The sequence below is a fragment of the Moraxella sp. genome, from assembly GCF_030525845.1.
GTDB lineage: Bacteria > Pseudomonadota > Gammaproteobacteria > Pseudomonadales > Moraxellaceae > Moraxella.
Window position 1 is genome coordinate 144,096 of sequence record NZ_JAUNDY010000002.1, and the last position, 17,125, is coordinate 161,220.

The window sequence follows — 17,125 nt, forward strand, 5'->3', positions numbered from 1 at the left end:
ATAATGGCTTGGATGTTGAGTTGTGTCGTTAGGCTAACTCAAATTTGCTACTGTGGTTTTTTTTAAAATTTATCAATAAAATCAATGGATTAAAGCATCATTTTTTCAATCGGTAACACCAAAATAGAACTTGCACCAACGGCTTTTAATGCCTCCATCGTCTCCCAAAACAGTGTCTCTTGGCTGACAATGTGTACTGCCACTTTGCCATCATCGCTTGCAAGAGGCAGTACGGTTGGATTTTCTGCACAAGGAAGCAATTTGATGATGTCGGCAAGCTTATCTTTGGGGGCGTGAAGCATGATGTATTTGCTCTCGGCAGCTTGCTCAATACCCATCATACGTGTCAAAAGCTTATCTACGAGGGTTTGTTTATCAGCGGAGAGCGGTTCGCTTTTGCCGATGAGGCATGCCTTAGAACGAAAAATCGTTTCCACTTCCTTTAAGCCATTAGCCTCTAAGGTTGCCCCAGAAGATACCAAATCGCAAATGGCACCGGCTATCCCTGCACTGGGGGCGACTTCCACCGAACCTGTGAGTAGGCAGTTTTTGAAGGGAATGCCTTGTGCGTCCATGTAGTCTTTTAATAGATTGGGGTAGCTGGTGGCGATACGAGCGTTTCTTAGGCTATCAATCCCTTTATACTCAAAGTCTTTTGGTACAGCCAGCGATAGACGGCACTCGCCAAAATTGAAAACTTTGAGCTTTTTAAAATTGGCAACCTCTCCTTTGTATTGCAAATCAAGCTCGCATTCTTTGAGTACATTCTCACCCACAAAGCCCAAATCCACCACGCCGTCAAACACCAAAGAGGGGATGTCGTCATCTCGTACACGAAGCAGTTCAATGGGCATGTTTTTGCTGTATACCATCAGACGATCTTTGTTGTAGTGGAATTTGACGCCACAAGCTCGCAGAAGCTCTTGGCAGTCATCGCTAAGGCGACCTGATTTTTGAATGGCGATTTTTAGATGTGTTGACATGATTTCTCCAAATTTCCATATGATTGATAAAATAAAAGCCCCCAAATCATCTTTGGGAGCTTATAAATACATTTGATGACGGTGTTTCACCTACTCCCGAAACTTCGATTCTTTCGGGCGATAACCACACGCCTAAAAGAATATTAGGAATGATGGTGATGAGGGTGTAGGCTAATATTTGTCATAACAATAATAAATGGTCTGATAACTCAAATCAATGGACGATATACTAATACAGTTTTTAACAAATGACAAGTGTTTTCTCTAAATTTAAATATTTTGTTACAATAAGAAATACAATAGAAATAAATGCGACGGATTTTTAAGTCGGTCAACATGAAAAGTAAAACATGCTGCTACCGCTCTTTTATCACCCCTGTATCCAGCACCGTCCATAGGGCGGTTTTGACCTCTGCTTTTTTAAGTCCATTATTAACCCACGAATTGCAAGTATAAAAAGCGTTATAACTGCCGAGTGCAGGATAAAAAGCATCATTTTGCCAATAGTTCGCACCACCAATCGCCAATGGTCTCTCGGCAGGTAAGGTGGCACGAATGTGAGAGATGATGTTTTGGTATTGGTGGAGTGTTAAGGTAATTTTGCGACATTTTTGGCAAGTTTGCACCGTACGGTCAGGCTCAAAACTGACATGCAATACAGATGTACTCAGCCCAAGCAAAGCATTAAATGCCGTATTTGCCTTTAAATCCGCCCACGTAGGAGTATTTAGATAAAAATCCCTATCGCCCCACCCGATACTTACCCAATTATCCGCCTTGCCATTTTGGGTATGGCTGGGGTCAAAGACGCTTGTCCAGTTGATTTGATCGCTGACAGTCGGCAACACAAAATCGGTATGCACGCCATTAGAGATGACATAAATGTCAATGGTAGGCTCATCATTGGTGAGCTTATGTTTACTGATTTGGCTTGGCAAAAAAGTCGCACACGTCATCAATACGCCATACATGAGCAAAATGGCGATAAAATAACCGATTGTTTTTAAAGAAATTTTTAAAAATTTTGGCATATTCATACATGAGTAAAATGGGTAACTGGTTTTACCCAATTACCCATGCTACACATCAAAAATGTGATTAACCCGCTTGTTCAAGAAGCATATTACGAATATGACCGATTGCCTTAGTGGGGTTTAGACCTTTGGGGCAAACCGACACGCAGTTCATGATACCACGACAACGGAACAAGCTAAATGGGTCATCTAGGCGAGCCAGACGAGCTTGGGTGTCGGTATCACGGCTGTCGATGATGAAGCGGTAGCCGTTAAGTAGGGCTGACGGACCAAGAAACTTGTCTGGATTCCACCAAAATGACGGACAAGAAGTCGAACAGCACGCACACAAGATACACTCATAAAGTCCGTTCATTTTTTCACGGTCTTCGGGCGATTGTAGTCGCTCTTTGGGTGGGGCTGGTTGGTGGTTGATGAGGAATGGGTGAACTTTTTCGTACTGGGCGTAGAATTGGTTCATATCCACCACCAAATCTTTGATGACTGGCAAACCTGGTAGTGGACGAATGATGATACGCTCAGGCAAGGTGTTCATGTTAATCAAGCACGCCAAGCCATTTTTGCCATTGATGTTCATGCCGTCTGAGCCGCAGATACCCTCACGGCAACTACGGCGAAACGTCAAGGTTTCGTCCATTTTTTTTAGGCGAAGTAGCACGTCTAGGAGCATACGGTCGGTGTCCAATAGCTCAATCTCGTAGGTTTGCATATAGGGTGCTTTGTCTTTGTCTGGGTCGTAGCGATAAATCTCTACAATGCGTTTGCCTCGACTCATAAATTATCTCCATAGTAGGCATGATGGCTGTGTTTTGGTCGCTATCATGCCTTTTAAAGTTTTTAAAGTAAAATTAGAACGTACGCACACGTGGCTCGCAATACTCCACCGTGAGTGGCTGTTTGCGAACTGGCTTATAAACCACACGGTTACCCTCGGAGTACCACAGGGTATGCTTCATCCAATTTTTGTCATCACGTCCAAGCGGTGCAGGCTCATAATCAGCAGGGTGCTCATAGTCTAGCACCGAGTGAGCTCCACGACATTCGTGGCGTAGAGAAGCTGACAACATGGTGGCTTTGGCAACTTCGTATAGGTTCGCCACTTCGAGTGCTTCGATACGGGCGGTGTTAAAGACGGCTGATTTGTCTTTTAGGTGGATTTGCTCAATCTTAGGAGCAAGTGCCATGATTTTCTCCACACCCTCATCCATCAAGGCTTGGGTACGGAACACGCCTGCGTGAGCTTGCATGATGGAACGAATCTCATCCGCCACTTCTTGAGCGTTGTAGCCTTCGGTAGAGTTTTGAAGTTTGTCAAGACGAGCTTTGGTGAAGTCCAGCACACGTGGGTCAAGTGGCTTGTAGCTGTGGTCAGAGTTGGCAAATTCATCTAGGATGTGCTTACCTGCCGCACGCCCAAATACCACAAGGTCAAGTAGGGAGTTTGTGCCAAGACGGTTAGCACCGTGTACTGACACACATGCACATTCGCCGATGGCATATAGACCCTTAACCACACGACCTTCGGTGTACAGACCTTGTTCATCCACATGACCATCTAGTACAGGCACAGTAACCTGACCGTGAATGTTGGTGGGGATACCGCCCATCATATAGTGAATGGTTGGTACAACAGGAACAGCTTCTTTGGCGATGTCTACGTTGGCGAAGTTGTGGCTAATCTCAAAGACCGATGGCAAACGTTTCATCAAGGTTTCTAAACCCAAATGCGTCATGTCCATCAAAATATAATCGCCGTTTGGACCACAACCACGACCTTCTTTAATCTCTTGGTCCATCGAACGAGAGACGAAATCACGAGGGGCTAGGTCTTTTAGGGTTGGGGCATAACGCTCCATGAACGGCTCGCCATGTTTGTTACGCAAAATCGCACCCTCACCACGACAGCCTTCGGTCAACAGTACGCCCGCACCTGCCACGCCTGTGGGGTGAAATTGCCAAAATTCCATGTCTTGTAGAGGAATGCCCGCACGCACCGCCATACCCAAGCCATCGCCTGTGTTGATGTAGGCGTTGGTTGATGCTTTAAAGATACGACCTGCACCACCTGTGGCTAAAATGGTGGTGTTGGCTTGGAACACGCTGATATTACCTGTTTCTTGGTCAAGGGCAATCACGCCGTTGATGTTGCCATCTGCATCCTTGATGAGGTCAAGAGCAATCCACTCCACAAAAAACTGCGTACCTTTTTCTAGGTTTTTTTGATAAAGCGTATGCAATAAGGCGTGTCCTGTACGGTCAGCTGCTGCACAGGCACGTGGCACAGGCTTAGCTCCGTACTCGGCTGAGTGTCCACCAAAGGGACGCTGATAAATCGTGCCATCGGCGTTACGGTCAAAAGGCATGCCCATGTGTTCTAGCTCGTAGACGACCTTGGGAGCTTCACGGCACATGTACTCGATGGCGTCTTGGTCGCCTAGCCAGTCAGAGCCTTTGACGGTGTCATAAAAGTGAAAATGCCAGTTGTCGGGACTCATGTTACCCAAAGAGGCACCGATACCGCCTTGGGCTGCAACGGTGTGGCTACGAGTTGGGAAAACTTTGGTCAAAACGGCAACTTTCATGCCGCCTTCGACAAGTTGTAATGAGGCTCTCATGCCTGAGCCACCACCACCTACGATGACTGCATCGAAGTTTAGGGTGGGGATATTTTCAATTGGTTTTTCTGGTGCTAATGCCATAATTATTTTCCTATTTAATGTAAAAGAGATAATTTTAAGGAAGAATTACCAAAAAATCATCACACCCCAAAACAAATATGCCAAAATGGCAACGATAACCGCACCTTGTAGGACGATACGCAAGCCTGAGGATTTGATGTAGTCAGTAAACACCGTCCACATACCCACCCAAGCATGAAACACAAGCGAGATAATCGCCACAAGGCTAAACAACTTCATGGGCAAGCTCATCATAAAGCCATGCCACATTGCGTAGTCCACCTTGTTAAATAGGAAAAATCCCACCAACACCACCGCATACAATGCCAACACAACGGCACTAATACGCTGTAACACCCAATCACGAGAGCCTGAACCTGTCAGACCTGTGGCACTTTTAATACTTGAATTATTTCTAGCCATTAGAACATCACCCATACAAATGAAGCCAAAATTAAGGCAAATGCAATCACAAAGCTAATAATCGCTGCGGTTTTACCCGATTGGAACTCCTCGTTACAACCCAAGTCAGCCAGCAAGTGCTTGATACCCATCACAAAATGGTAGGCTGTACCTGCCACAAAAATCCACGCCACAAAACGCAGGGCAATGTTATTAAAGACACCCTCAAACCCCTCTGGGCTTGATAGGGAAGTTTGTAAAATACAAAGCATGACAGGGGTAAGCAAAAACAACACAATGCCTGACACACGGTGTAAAATCGAAGCCATTGCGATGGGTGATTTTGAGTTCACCGCAATCACTTGGCTTAGGGGTAAGTTAATTGGTCGGTTGCTTTTCACAGCGGGCATCCTTATCTAATTTTTCGCCAATGGCAAGGAGAGCTGGCTGAAAGGAAAAATCCTACACAGCAAATTATTATCACGTCCACAAAGGTGGTGTGCCTACAACTATAACATAATTTTAAGTGATGTCATCATCATTTAAAAGAATGTTTATTATATACTTTTTTAATGATAAAATCATGCAAAAATGGCTCATAAAATGATGTTTTTTATGGTCTTTTTCGGCAAAAAATTGTAACTGATTATCAATTAAAAAGTATGATACAGAACTGTTAGATTATAAAACGCTTGAACAAATTTTACAAACAAAATTACAAATAAATTTACAAAAAGCACGTAACCTCTCACAAAACTCGCCCAACACCACCCAGTCATATTGTTACAAAATATTTCAAAAACACCCAAGTTTCATTGAATAACAGTACAAAGGTGCACTCATTTTTGGGTGGATTTTGGACAAATTTCCCCATAAAATCAAAATGCAACGAATTTTTATCTGAAAAGGCTTGTAAGTTTGGCTAAGATTTTGTACTATTGTCTTACTGTTTTAAAACAGTGATATGAAGGACACGCACGCAAGCCAAAGGAGTGGTTTAGTGTACATTTGTTGTCTTAATTGGTCTTGGTCAAAAACAGACGGATTTATTTTCCTAGCCCAGATGAGACGCACTCACCCAAACAAAGAGGTTTGTTATGACAAAAGAAGTCAAATTAGTTGTTGATGGCACAGAATATGAAATGCCCGTGCTAGAAAGCACGCTTGGTCGCCCTGTATTGGACATCAGTGCGGTAAACAAAGCAGGTTTTTGGACGTATGACCCTGGTTTTATGGCGACCGCTCCTGTTGAATCTAAGCTGACCTACATTGATGGCGACAAGGGCGAACTGCTACATCGTGGCTATGCCATTGACGAGCTGGCTGACAATGCTGAATACCTAGAAGTCTGCTACGCCCTACTCTACGGCGACCTACCAAACGCCGAACAAAAAGCCAAATTCTACGAGCGTGTATCTAACAATATGGCAGTACACGACCAACTGCGTAAATTCTTTGAAGGCTTCCGCCGTGACGCTCACCCCATGGCGATTATGGTGGGCGTGGTTGGTGCATTGTCTGCGTTCTATCACAACCACCTAGACATCTCTGACCCAGCACACCGTGATGAAACTTGTGTGGACTTGATTGCCAAAGTGCCTACCCTTGCTGCGATGAGCTACAAATATAGCATTGGCGAACCTTTCCTATATCCACGCAAAGATTTTAGCTATGCTGAAAACTTCCTATACATGATGTTTGCTACGCCTGGTGATGTTGATTATAAGCCAAATCCTGTGCTTGTGCGTGCGATGGATAAAATCTTCACTCTACACGCTGACCACGAACAAAACGCCTCTACTTCTACCGTGCGTTTGGCAGGTTCGACAGGTGCCAACCCGTACGCGTGTATCGCTGCTGGTATCGTGGCTCTATGGGGTCCATCACACGGTGGTGCGAACGAAGCCGTTCTACAAATGCTTGATGAAATTGGTACCATTGAAAACGTTGCTCCATTCATGGAAAAAGTCAAGACCAAAGAAGCCAAGCTCATGGGCTTTGGACACCGTGTGTACAAAAACTTTGATCCACGTGCCAAGGTCATGAAAGAGACCTGTGATGAAGTTTTGGGTGCTTTGGGTGTCAATGACCCTAAACTTCAACTTGCCATGGAACTAGAAAAAATCGCTCTATCTGACCCCTACTTCATCGAGCGTAAACTGTATCCAAACGTGGACTTCTACTCTGGCATCATCCTTAAAGCCATCGGTATCCCAACGTCTATGTTTACCGTTATCTTTGCCCTTGCTCGTACTGTGGGTTGGATCAGCCACTGGACTGAAATGCACTCAGAACCCTTCAAAATCGGTCGTCCACGTCAGCGTTATACTGGCGAAACGCACCGTCCATTTGTTAAGCTTGAAGACCGCAAATAATCGGCAAAGCCACAAATTCCCCAAAAGCAATTTTGGGGAATTTTCATTGTTGATATTTTAAAAATAACTGTTTAAAAATATCAATGAACTGGGAGGGCTTACTATTTTTCTGTAAATATTCCCCCAAAATACCGTGTATCAAGGCTTAAATTTAATGTACATTCGTGCTTTGTAGAATTTTTTTTGGCAAAAACCATCATCTATTCACATTTTTCAAACCATTGTAACTTGTCATATTTGGTTAAATGGCGTAAACTATGCAGTATTTATTGATAAAATCGCTCTGAGTGGTTCATGGGCAGATTTTTGGTATGAGCGTGATTATTCTGCCGACAGACGGTTTTGGGTGGAATGCGGTCATTCATCAGTAAACCAACGACATTTTTAAAATGTGTTTAATATGGCGAATGTTATGACAAAAAACAGCAAAGACACGGTCGCTTACCAAAGCACCGAATTAACAGCGGACGGTGCGGCGTACATTGAGGCGTTGTACGAGGATTATTTGGCGGACAAAGCAAGCGTGAGTGAGGATTGGCAAAAATACTTTGCTGATTACGAGCAAGCGACAGACGCACCGCACAACGCCATCAAGGAGCAATTTTTGCTACTTGCTCGCAACCAAACCAACGCCAAGCCCATCGTGGTTGGCGGCACAGACGGTAATGGTGAGGGCGACCCCAAGCACATGGCAGTCCAACAGCTTATCAGTGCTTATCGCCGTCGTGGACACCGCAAAGCCAAAATCGACCCGCTAGGACTACAAAAGCGTGATGGTATTGAGGATTTAACTTTGGCTTATCACGGCTTGTCTGAGGCTGACCTTGACACTGTATTTCCTACCACTTTGATGAGCATCAGCAAAAACGAAGCGACTTTGCGTGAGATTATTGAGATTTGCGAACGCATTTACTGTGGTAGTATTGGCTATGAATACATGCATGTCTTTACCGCCACCGAGAAAAAATGGATTGAAAAATACATCGAATCGGGTCAAGGCTACATCAAATTTGACAAAGACAAAAAACTTGAAATCCTTGATCGTCTCACAGCTGCCGAAGGTTTGGAAAAATACCTTGCCCGTAAATACACAGGCGTGAAGCGTTTTGGTCTAGAAGGTGGCGAAAGCTTTATCCCTGCGGTGCATGAGATGATTCAGCGTGTGGGCACTTATGGCACCAAAGAAGTCGTCATCGGCATGGCACATCGTGGTCGTCTAAACCTACTTGTGAACATCATGGGTAAAAACCCCTCAATCCTATTTGACGAATTTGACGGTAAAATTCAACCCACCATTGGCTCAGGCGACGTTAAATACCACAACGGTTATAGCTCAAACGTGGTTACCAAAGGTGGCGAATTGCACCTTGCCCTAGCCTACAACCCATCGCACCTAGAAATCGTCTCGCCTGTCATGCTAGGCTCGGTACGTGCCCGTCAAGCAAGACGCTCTGAAAAATACGGTTATGACATCGACAACAGCACCGTACTACCCATCGTGGTGCATGGCGATGCTGCTTTTGCAGGTCAAGGCGTCAACCAAGAAACTTTCCAGATGTCGCAAACTCGTGCCTACAAGACAGGTGGTACGGTTCATGTGGTCATCAATAACCAAGTAGGCTTTACCACCAGCCGTCCTGAGGACGCACGCTCTACTGAGTACTGTACGGATGTTGCCAAAATGGTACACGCCCCTGTGCTACACGTCAATGGCGATGACCCAGAGGCAGTGGTTTTTGCCAGCCAATTGGTGCTTGATTATCGCAAAGAGTTCGGTCGTGATGTGGTGCTTGACATCGTGTGCTATCGCCGTAACGGACACAACGAATCAGATGAGCCGTCCGCCACTCAGCCGCTCATGTATCAAGTCATCAAAAAACTACCCACCACTCGCACCCAATACGCTCAAAAACTGGTTGCAGAGGGTGTGCTAACCGCCGAACAAGCCACTCAAATTGATGACGCTTATCGTATCGCCCTAGATAATGGCGAGGACGTGGCTCATGGTCTTGCCAAAGAGCCAGACGCTAGCTTGTTTGTGGATTGGTCGCCTTATGTCGGTCACGGCTTGACCGATGATGTCCAAACAGGCGTGTCTGTCGAAAAACTCAAATCCTACGCAGCAGCGATGGCAAAAGTGCCAGAGGGCTTTGAGCTACAACGCCAAGTTGCCAAAGTACTCGAGCAACGCCTTGCCATGCAAACAGGGCAAGAGCCTTTGAACTGGGGTGCGGCTGAGACATTGGCATATGCTTCGCTCGTAGACGATGGGGCATTGGTGCGTATTACAGGCGAGGACGTGGGTCGTGGTACATTCTCACACCGCCACAGCGAACTTTACAACCAAAAAGACGGTAGCTTATACATTCCTTTGCAACACATTCGTGAGGGTCAAGCCCGTTTTGCCACTTATAACTCACTTCTATCAGAGGAGGCGGTACTTGCCTTTGAATACGGTTACTCAACCACCGTACCAAATGCCCTGATTGTCTGGGAAGCTCAATTTGGCGACTTTGCTAACGGAGCTCAGGTGGTCATTGACCAGTTTATCTCATCAGGCGAAACCAAATGGCAACGCCTATCAGGTCTTACCATGCTTTTGCCACACGGCTTTGAGGGTCAAGGTCCTGAGCATTCCTCTGCTCGCCTAGAACGCTACTTACAGCTTTGTGCCGAAGAAAATATGCAGGTCATTACCCCAACCACGCCTGCTCAGATTTTCCACGCCCTACGCCGCCAAGTCGTGCAAAAAGCCCGTAAGCCACTCATTGTGATGTCGCCAAAATCACTTCTACGTCATCCGCTTGCTACATCACAGCTTGATGAGTTGGCAACTGGCAAATTTGAAAGCGTGCTACCAGAGATTGATGCGATTGATAATAACAACGTGGTGCGTGTGGTGCTGTGTGGTGGTAAAGTCTACTATGACCTACTTGAAACTCGCCGTAAACTTGGCATTACCGATGTGGCGATTGTGCGTATCGAACAACTTTATCCGCTACCAGAGGCACGCATCCTAGAAGAGCTTGCTAAGTATCCTAACCTTGAACAAGTGATGTGGACACAAGAAGAACCACTCAATCAAGGTGCGTGGTATTATCTGTTCCCAGAGTTGCACCGTTTACTAGATGGTAAGGCGAAATTACTTCCCGCCTCTGCTCGTCCATCAGCGGCTGCTCCTGCAACAGGTTCGCCAAAAATCCACAACGCCCAACAAAAAGCCCTTATCGCACAGGCTCTAAACGTGAGCGTAGAACAACTATAACCCAAAAAGCACATGGGGTAGACCCGTGTGCTTAACTTTTATTGTTAATGGGCGTGCGGTATGTGATTAAACACAGCACGCCAATCATTTTAAAACTTGGCGTATGTAATTTTTTTACCTTACAACGCCCTAAACTTTGGAGTTTATCATGGCTGACATTAAAGCCCCTGTATTTCCAGAATCAGTACAAGACGGCACTATCGTAGAATGGCACGTAAGTGAAGGCGAGCAAGTAGGACGTGACCAACTGCTTGCTGAAATCGAAACCGACAAAGTTGTCCTAGAAGTTGTTGCCCCTGATGATGGCGTAATTACCAACATCGTTAAAGGCGTGGATAGCACTGTATTGTCTGCCGAAGTGATTGCTACTTTTGAAGCGGGTGCGGTAGCTTCTGCCCCCGCTAAAGCCGAAGAGCCAGCCCCTGCGTCCGCCCCAGAAGTGCCAGTTGCTACGCCTGTTGCTACCACTAACGAAGGCGATTTTAAAGACCAAGCCCCTGCCGTGCGTAAAGCTGCCAAAGAAACTGGCGTAAATCCTGCTGACGTACAAGGCTCAGGTCGTGGCGGTCGTGTTACCAAATCTGACATGGTCAACCCAACCCTAAAAGCTGACAACGGTCAAGTCATTGCTACTGCAATCGGTCAACGCATCGAAAAACGTGAGCCAATGACTCGTTTGCGTAAGCGTATCGCCGAGCGTCTACTCTCCGCCACCCAAGAAACCGCCATGCTTACCACCTTTAACGAAGTGAACATGAAACCACTCATGGACTTGCGTGCTAAGTACAAAGACCAATTTGAAAAACGTCATGGCGTAAAACTAGGCTTTATGTCGCTATTTGTCAAAGCTGCCACCGAAGCCCTAAAACGCTTCCCTGCGGTTAATGCCTCTATTGATGGCGACGACATCATCTATCACGGCTACTATGACGTGGGCGTGGCAGTATCAAGCGACCGTGGCTTGGTGGTACCCGTTCTTCGTGATACCGACAGCATGGGTCTTGCCGACATCGAAGGCGGTGTCCGTGATTATGCCATCAAGGCTCGTGAAGGTAAACTTGCTATCGAAGAAATGACTGGCGGTACATTTACCATCACCAACGGTGGTGTGTTTGGTTCGCTCCTGTCTACCCCAATCATTAATCCACCACAAACTGCCATTTTGGGTATGCACGCCATCAACGAACGCCCAATGGCGGTCAATGGTCAAGTGGTTATCCTACCAATGATGTATTTGGCTCTGTCTTATGACCACCGTTTGATTGACGGTAAAGATGCGGTACAATTCTTGGTAACCATCAAAGAGCTTATCGAAGATCCAGCTCGTTTGCTTCTTGATATCTAATCAAAAAAAGGCAAGGTAATATTTTGCCTTGCCTTTAAAATGTGAATGATTCATACGGATTAATTATGGCAAATCTAGCATTGCATAATACAACTTTGGCAGAGTTGCAAGCATTCTTACAAAAAATTCCCTATCTTTTTCAGAGAAATTTACGGTAATTTTTGATAAAGATGTCGGCCAATTTTCGCTCAACAAGCAAAAAAATAGAGCCGATTGATTTTTCAAAATTACCCGCCGTTGGTATGTGGGCAGACAGAGAAGATATGGTGGATTCAGTAGAATATATTCGCAAACTGCGTAAAGAGCAATGGGGCTAATGTGCAAAACTTGCTAATCGATAGCGATGTGATGATTGAGTTAACACGCAAAAACCAAAAAGCAATTGACATATTAACCAAATATCAAGAACGCCATCAGCTTTGTGTGAGTAGCATTACTCGTTATGAGTTATTAATTGGTAGTCGAAATAAATCAGAATTAAAAGATTTATTGGAATTATTGACATTTTTTAATACTTTATCTTTAAATCATGAAATTGCACAAATGGCTGAAAAATTCATCATTGACTATAATTTGAGCCATAATTTACAACTGGCAGAGGCTTTAATTGCAAGCACAGCTTTGGTAGATGATGTGTCTTTATCATCAAGAAACCATAAAGATTTTCATTATATTAAAGATTTAAGATTGTTACCTTATTAACTTTACCTTAATTAAAAGGAAAACTTATGAAAACTTCATATGATTTAGTTGTTATTGGTGGTGGACCTGGTGGCTATGAGGCTGCCATTCGTGCCGCTCAACTTGGTTTTTCTACCGCCTGTATCGAAAAACGCATTCACAAAGGCGAGCCAGCCCTTGGCGGTACTTGCCTAAATGTTGGCTGTATCCCCTCCAAAGCCCTACTTGACAGCTCACACCGCTACGAAGCAACTCGCCATGAGCTTGCTGAGCATGGCATCAGCACAGGCGAGGTAGCGATTGATGTTGCCAAAATGCTTGAACGCAAAGACAGCATCGTTAAAGGCTTGACCGCAGGTGTGGCAGGACTTCTAAAAGGCAATGGCGTGGACTGGCTACAAGGCGTGGGTACTTTGCTTGATGGCAAATCCGCTGAGAAACAAGTCAAATTTACCGCCCATGACGGTACCGAGACTACTTTGACTGCCAAATATGTGATTTTGGCGGCAGGTTCTGTGCCAATCAATATCCCTGTTGCTCCTGTGGACGGCGAGTATATCGTGGACTCAACAGGTGCCTTGGAATTTAGCGAAGCTCCTAAGCGTCTTGGCGTGATTGGTGCGGGCGTGATTGGCTTGGAGCTTGGTTCGGTGTGGCGTCGCTTAGGTTCGGAAGTGGTGGTTTATGAAGCCTTGCCAGAATTCTTAGCCGTTGCCGATAAAGACATCGCCAAAGAAGCAGGCAAACTCCTCAAAAAACAAGGGCTTGACATCCGTGTCGATACCAAAGTTACCAAAGCCGAAGTGGTGGGTGGTGAAGTGGTTGTAACCACTGATGTCAAAGGCGAAACCAAAGTAGAAACCTTTGATAAGCTGATTGTTTGCGTGGGTCGCCGTGCATATAGTGAAAAACTACTTGCTGAAGGTTGTGGCATCGAGCTGACCGAGCGTGGCTTGGTGGCGGTGGACGACCAGTGTAAAACGAGCCTTGATGGCGTGTATGCCATCGGCGACTTGGTGCGTGGTCCTATGCTTGCTCACAAAGCAATGGAAGAGGGCATGATGGCGGTAGAACGCATTCATGGCGAAAAAGCTCAAGTCAACTACGACACCATCATCAGCGTGATTTATACCCACCCTGAGATTGCGTGGGTTGGTTTGACCGAAGAAGCTGCTAAAGCCAAAGGTCATGAAGTCAAAACAGGTTCGTTTAGCCTATCTGCCAATGGTCGTGCTTTGGCACAAGGCGAGGGTCAAGGTCTTATCAAGGTTGTGGCAGATGCCAAAACTGACCGCTTGCTTGGTTTGCACATGGTTGGCGTAGGGGCTGGCGACATCGTTCATCAAGGTATGATTGCCCTTGAGTTCGTCTCTAGCGTAGAAGACCTACAACTGATGACTTTTGCTCATCCCACAGTCTCTGAGGCGGTGCATGAGGCAGTACTGTCTGCGGACGGTCGTGCGATTCATGCGATTCAGCGTAAAAAGCGTTGATGGGTATTTGTTAATGTGCTCACGTATGTGGGCATATTAACGATTGATGGATATTTTTGTTTGAGTTTGTATAATGGCAATTTTGCAGAAAAATAAGTTTTATAAAAAAACAAAAAAGCTAATTAATAACCCTGGTCTATTTTTTAGGGATTATTTAAATAAGAAATACGCAAGTTTTACGAATGAGCAAAAAATTCTTGAAGCGGACGAAACTGCAATTGTCAGACACGAATTAGCACGATGCCGTTTGGAATCCAAACTAAACGGTATTGATAAGCCGATTGATGTGGTTTTTACTTGGGTTAATGATACTGATGATGAATGGCGAGAGCGTTATGTGTTAGCAAATGAGCAAGCACAAGAGGATCTTGGATTGTATGCCAAAGATAATGCCCGCTTTGAAAATCATAACGAGTTGTACTATTTGGTGTATAGTGTTTTAACATATTTAAAATGGGTCAATAGAATTTTTATTGTAACAGATAATCAAACACCAGATTGGATTGAGGAGATAGACAGCAATAAAATTACCATTATTGACCATAAGCAAATTATTGATTCACAATACTTGCCAACTTTTAATTCGCATGTGATTGAGGCAAATTTGCATAAATCCCCAATTTGAGCGAAGATTTTATTTATTTTAATGATGATGTCTTTGTGGCTCGCCCATTACCAAGAGAACATTTTTTTTCAAAAAAATGGAAATGCCTCTATGTTTTTGGCGAACAAATCAATTATTAAAATGAGGGATAAGGGGATAATGACCTCAACTTTATTTGCTTGTTTTAATTGCCAATCTTTGTTGAAAGATAGATATGGTGTGGATATTGATATGCCATTGGTGCATACTTACATTCCACTCAAAAAAAGCTACTATCAAAAAGTTTGGGAATTATATCAGGATAGAATTGAAAAAATTTACCCAATAAATTTCGCAGTAATAATGATTTGAATTTGGCAAGTTTTTTTGTACCGTATCTGATGTTTTTGGAGGGTTGTGCGGTAACGAGAACAGAAGTTTGTTATTATTTCAACATCCGAACAGCCAATGCAATGGCACAATACAACAAACTCTTAGCAAAAAAACTGCAAGATGAAGCTCCTCACTCTATCTGTGCAAATGACTTTAACAGTCAAAAACAAGTTGAAAACTATCGTGAAAACTTAGAGGTTTTCTTGAAGTCTTATTTTGAGATGAATTAATATAGGTTTAGTATGAATAAAGATTTAAAAAATTCCTTAAAATTAGTGGCTGGTGACATTTTAAAAACTGCCTATAATGCCAATGAAAAAAAATAAAAAAGCGTTTATCTGATGCTCAGTTTCGTAAAGTTAGAAAATTAGCAAACGATCCTGAACTATTTATTCAAGATGCGGTTGCCAAACGAAAAAACCAAGCGCGCAAATACTTGCCAATTAAACACGAAGGCGGTATTTACCACTTATCGCCACGCAGGATTGGAGCTGGCTAATTTGCCAAAAGGCACCTATTCGCTGTCAATCAAAATCAATATGCTAAAATACCAAAATGTCAGTGCTGTACAGCCGATTGTCGCTGCCAAAGAATTTGCCGAATTACAAGCAGGCAAATATCGTGTATATCAAGGCGATAATAAGGCGTTTTGGTTGGTGGTGAGTTGATTTCATTGTTTTTGTAGGAGCATACGGAACATATATACTAATATTAGTGCAACGCATTTTGATCTTAAATAAGAGATTGTACTTTTAATGACCACATAAGATTGCCAAAAGGTTTTAAAAAGTCATTGTGGCTCATAGGAATTATTATGAAAATCACCCACGCCATCATTCCCACCGCAGGCTTTGGCACTCGTATGTTGCCACTTTCAAAGGCTGTGCCAAAAGAGCTGTTGCCACTTGGCAATCGTCCGTCCATTCATTATGTGATTGACGAGGCAATCAAGGCAGGGATTAAGACCATTATTCTTGTCAATCACGCCCAAAAGTCTGCCATTGAAAATTATTTTGATATTAACAGCGAGCTAGATACCCAGCTTCGCTCAAAGAGCAAAGATGAGTTGGCGGACAGTCTTAATTTTTTGCCCGATGATGTGCGAGTGATTAGCGTGCGTCAAGGCAAACCTTTGGGGCTTGGACACGCTGTGCTACAAGGACGGGCGGTGGTGGGCGACAATCCCTTTGCGGTTTTGCTCCCTGATGTGGTGCTAAATCCATACGAGACGGATTACGCCACCCAAAATTTGGCATTTATGATGAGTGAATTTGAGAAAACAGGTCGCTCGCAAATCTTGGTTGACCCTGTGGCAACGGCTGATATTGAAAAATACGGCATTGCCAAACTGGAAAATGCCCAAACCCTTGAAAAATCAAGTGAAAACAAAAGTTTTGCCGTAACAGGTTTTGTGGAAAAGCCCAAACCTGAAAATGCTCCATCAAACTTAGCGGTGGTGGGACGTTATGTCTTTGACAGTGCCATTTTTGATTATCTTGCCAAAACCGCTCCCAGCGTGGGCGGCGAGATTCAGCTGACCGATGCCATTGATGCCTTGATTGGCAGTCGGGGCGTAGATGTGGTTACAATGACAGGGGAGAGTTTTGACGCTGGCGATATGGCAAGCTATATGAGGGCGTTTGTGTATTTTGCCGAGCGACAATTACAAGTTTAAGATTGTCTTTTGGTTAACTTCAATCTTGGTGGGTGCGAATTGTACCCATTTTAAAAAAATTATATAACCTATTGATTTTATTATGGAAAATATCAATTCTCCCACTTGGCAGACCTTAGCATCTCACGCCACCACACCCCTAGATTTAAATACCTTATTTAACGACCCCACTCGTGGCGAGCGACTGACGGCAAGTGCTTGTGATATTTATATGGATT

The 17,125-nt window shown here is 44.4% G+C and carries 16 protein-coding genes; 10 read left to right on the top strand and 6 right to left on the bottom strand.

Annotated features, from left to right (window positions below; translation table 11 throughout):
- Window positions 1-89: 89 nt before the first annotated feature.
- The 6 genes from hisG to sdhC all read right to left on the bottom strand — a co-directional run bounded on the left by hisG (window position 90) and on the right by sdhC (window position 5,507).
- Entirely contained in the window at window positions 90-983 is an 894-nt protein-coding gene (gene hisG, locus Q4B79_RS01655) for an ATP phosphoribosyltransferase (protein WP_303084688.1), read from the bottom strand.
- A gap of 356 nt (window positions 984-1,339) precedes the next feature.
- On the bottom strand, window positions 1,340-2,014 hold the full coding sequence (locus Q4B79_RS01660) for a TIGR02117 family protein (RefSeq protein WP_303084689.1): 675 nt from the start codon (window positions 2,012-2,014) through the stop codon (window positions 1,340-1,342).
- 67 nt (window positions 2,015-2,081) lie between these two features.
- Window positions 2,082-2,792: a succinate dehydrogenase iron-sulfur subunit gene (locus Q4B79_RS01665; RefSeq protein ID WP_303084690.1), complete on the bottom strand. Its 711-nt coding sequence runs from the start codon at window positions 2,790-2,792 to the stop codon at window positions 2,082-2,084.
- A 73-nt stretch (window positions 2,793-2,865) separates the two neighbouring features.
- The gene (sdhA, locus tag Q4B79_RS01670) at window positions 2,866-4,719 is read right to left on the bottom strand and encodes a succinate dehydrogenase flavoprotein subunit (protein WP_303084704.1); all 1,854 of its coding nucleotides are present in this window, start codon (window positions 4,717-4,719) and stop codon (window positions 2,866-2,868) included.
- Window positions 4,720-4,761: 42 nt separating this feature from the next.
- Complete coding sequence (sdhD, locus tag Q4B79_RS01675) at window positions 4,762-5,118, bottom strand: succinate dehydrogenase, hydrophobic membrane anchor protein (protein WP_303084691.1); 357 nt, start codon at window positions 5,116-5,118, stop codon at window positions 4,762-4,764.
- Window positions 5,118-5,507, bottom strand: coding sequence for a succinate dehydrogenase, cytochrome b556 subunit (gene sdhC, locus Q4B79_RS01680; protein WP_303084692.1), 390 nt, complete (start codon window positions 5,505-5,507; stop codon window positions 5,118-5,120). The genes sdhD and sdhC overlap by 1 nt, the downstream gene beginning before the upstream one ends.
- Before the next feature lie 687 nt (window positions 5,508-6,194).
- Here sdhC and gltA point away from each other — a divergent pair.
- From gltA to Q4B79_RS01730, 10 genes are all read left to right on the top strand, one after another.
- Entirely contained in the window at window positions 6,195-7,472 is a 1,278-nt protein-coding gene (gltA, locus tag Q4B79_RS01685; protein WP_303084693.1) for a citrate synthase, read from the top strand.
- Window positions 7,473-7,884: 412 nt separating this feature from the next.
- Complete coding sequence (locus tag Q4B79_RS01690; RefSeq protein WP_303084694.1) at window positions 7,885-10,737, top strand: 2-oxoglutarate dehydrogenase E1 component; 2,853 nt, start codon at window positions 7,885-7,887, stop codon at window positions 10,735-10,737.
- Window positions 10,738-10,885: 148 nt separating this feature from the next.
- On the top strand, window positions 10,886-12,082 hold the full coding sequence (odhB, locus tag Q4B79_RS01695) for a 2-oxoglutarate dehydrogenase complex dihydrolipoyllysine-residue succinyltransferase (protein WP_303084695.1): 1,197 nt from the start codon (window positions 10,886-10,888) through the stop codon (window positions 12,080-12,082).
- Between the two features lie 170 nt (window positions 12,083-12,252).
- Complete coding sequence (locus Q4B79_RS01700; RefSeq protein WP_303084696.1) at window positions 12,253-12,399, top strand: hypothetical protein; 147 nt, start codon at window positions 12,253-12,255, stop codon at window positions 12,397-12,399.
- Window position 12,400: 1 nt separating this feature from the next.
- Window positions 12,401-12,784, top strand: a complete 384-nt coding sequence (locus tag Q4B79_RS01705) for a PIN domain-containing protein (RefSeq protein WP_303084697.1) — start codon at window positions 12,401-12,403, stop codon at window positions 12,782-12,784.
- A 26-nt stretch (window positions 12,785-12,810) separates the two neighbouring features.
- On the top strand, window positions 12,811-14,256 hold the full coding sequence (lpdA, locus tag Q4B79_RS01710) for a dihydrolipoyl dehydrogenase (RefSeq protein ID WP_303084698.1): 1,446 nt from the start codon (window positions 12,811-12,813) through the stop codon (window positions 14,254-14,256).
- A 73-nt stretch (window positions 14,257-14,329) separates the two neighbouring features.
- On the top strand, window positions 14,330-14,881 hold the full coding sequence (locus Q4B79_RS01715; protein ID WP_303084699.1) for a Stealth CR1 domain-containing protein: 552 nt from the start codon (window positions 14,330-14,332) through the stop codon (window positions 14,879-14,881).
- Window positions 14,882-15,207: 326 nt separating this feature from the next.
- Complete coding sequence (locus tag Q4B79_RS01720; protein WP_303084700.1) at window positions 15,208-15,462, top strand: hypothetical protein; 255 nt, start codon at window positions 15,208-15,210, stop codon at window positions 15,460-15,462.
- Between the two features lie 174 nt (window positions 15,463-15,636).
- Window positions 15,637-15,900, top strand: coding sequence for a hypothetical protein (locus Q4B79_RS01725; protein WP_303084701.1), 264 nt, complete (start codon window positions 15,637-15,639; stop codon window positions 15,898-15,900).
- 143 nt (window positions 15,901-16,043) lie between these two features.
- Window positions 16,044-16,907 carry a UTP--glucose-1-phosphate uridylyltransferase gene (locus Q4B79_RS01730; RefSeq protein ID WP_303084705.1) on the top strand — a complete coding sequence of 288 codons (864 nt, stop codon included), beginning with the start codon at window positions 16,044-16,046 and terminating at the stop codon, window positions 16,905-16,907.
- Window positions 16,908-17,125: the final 218 nt, after the last annotated feature.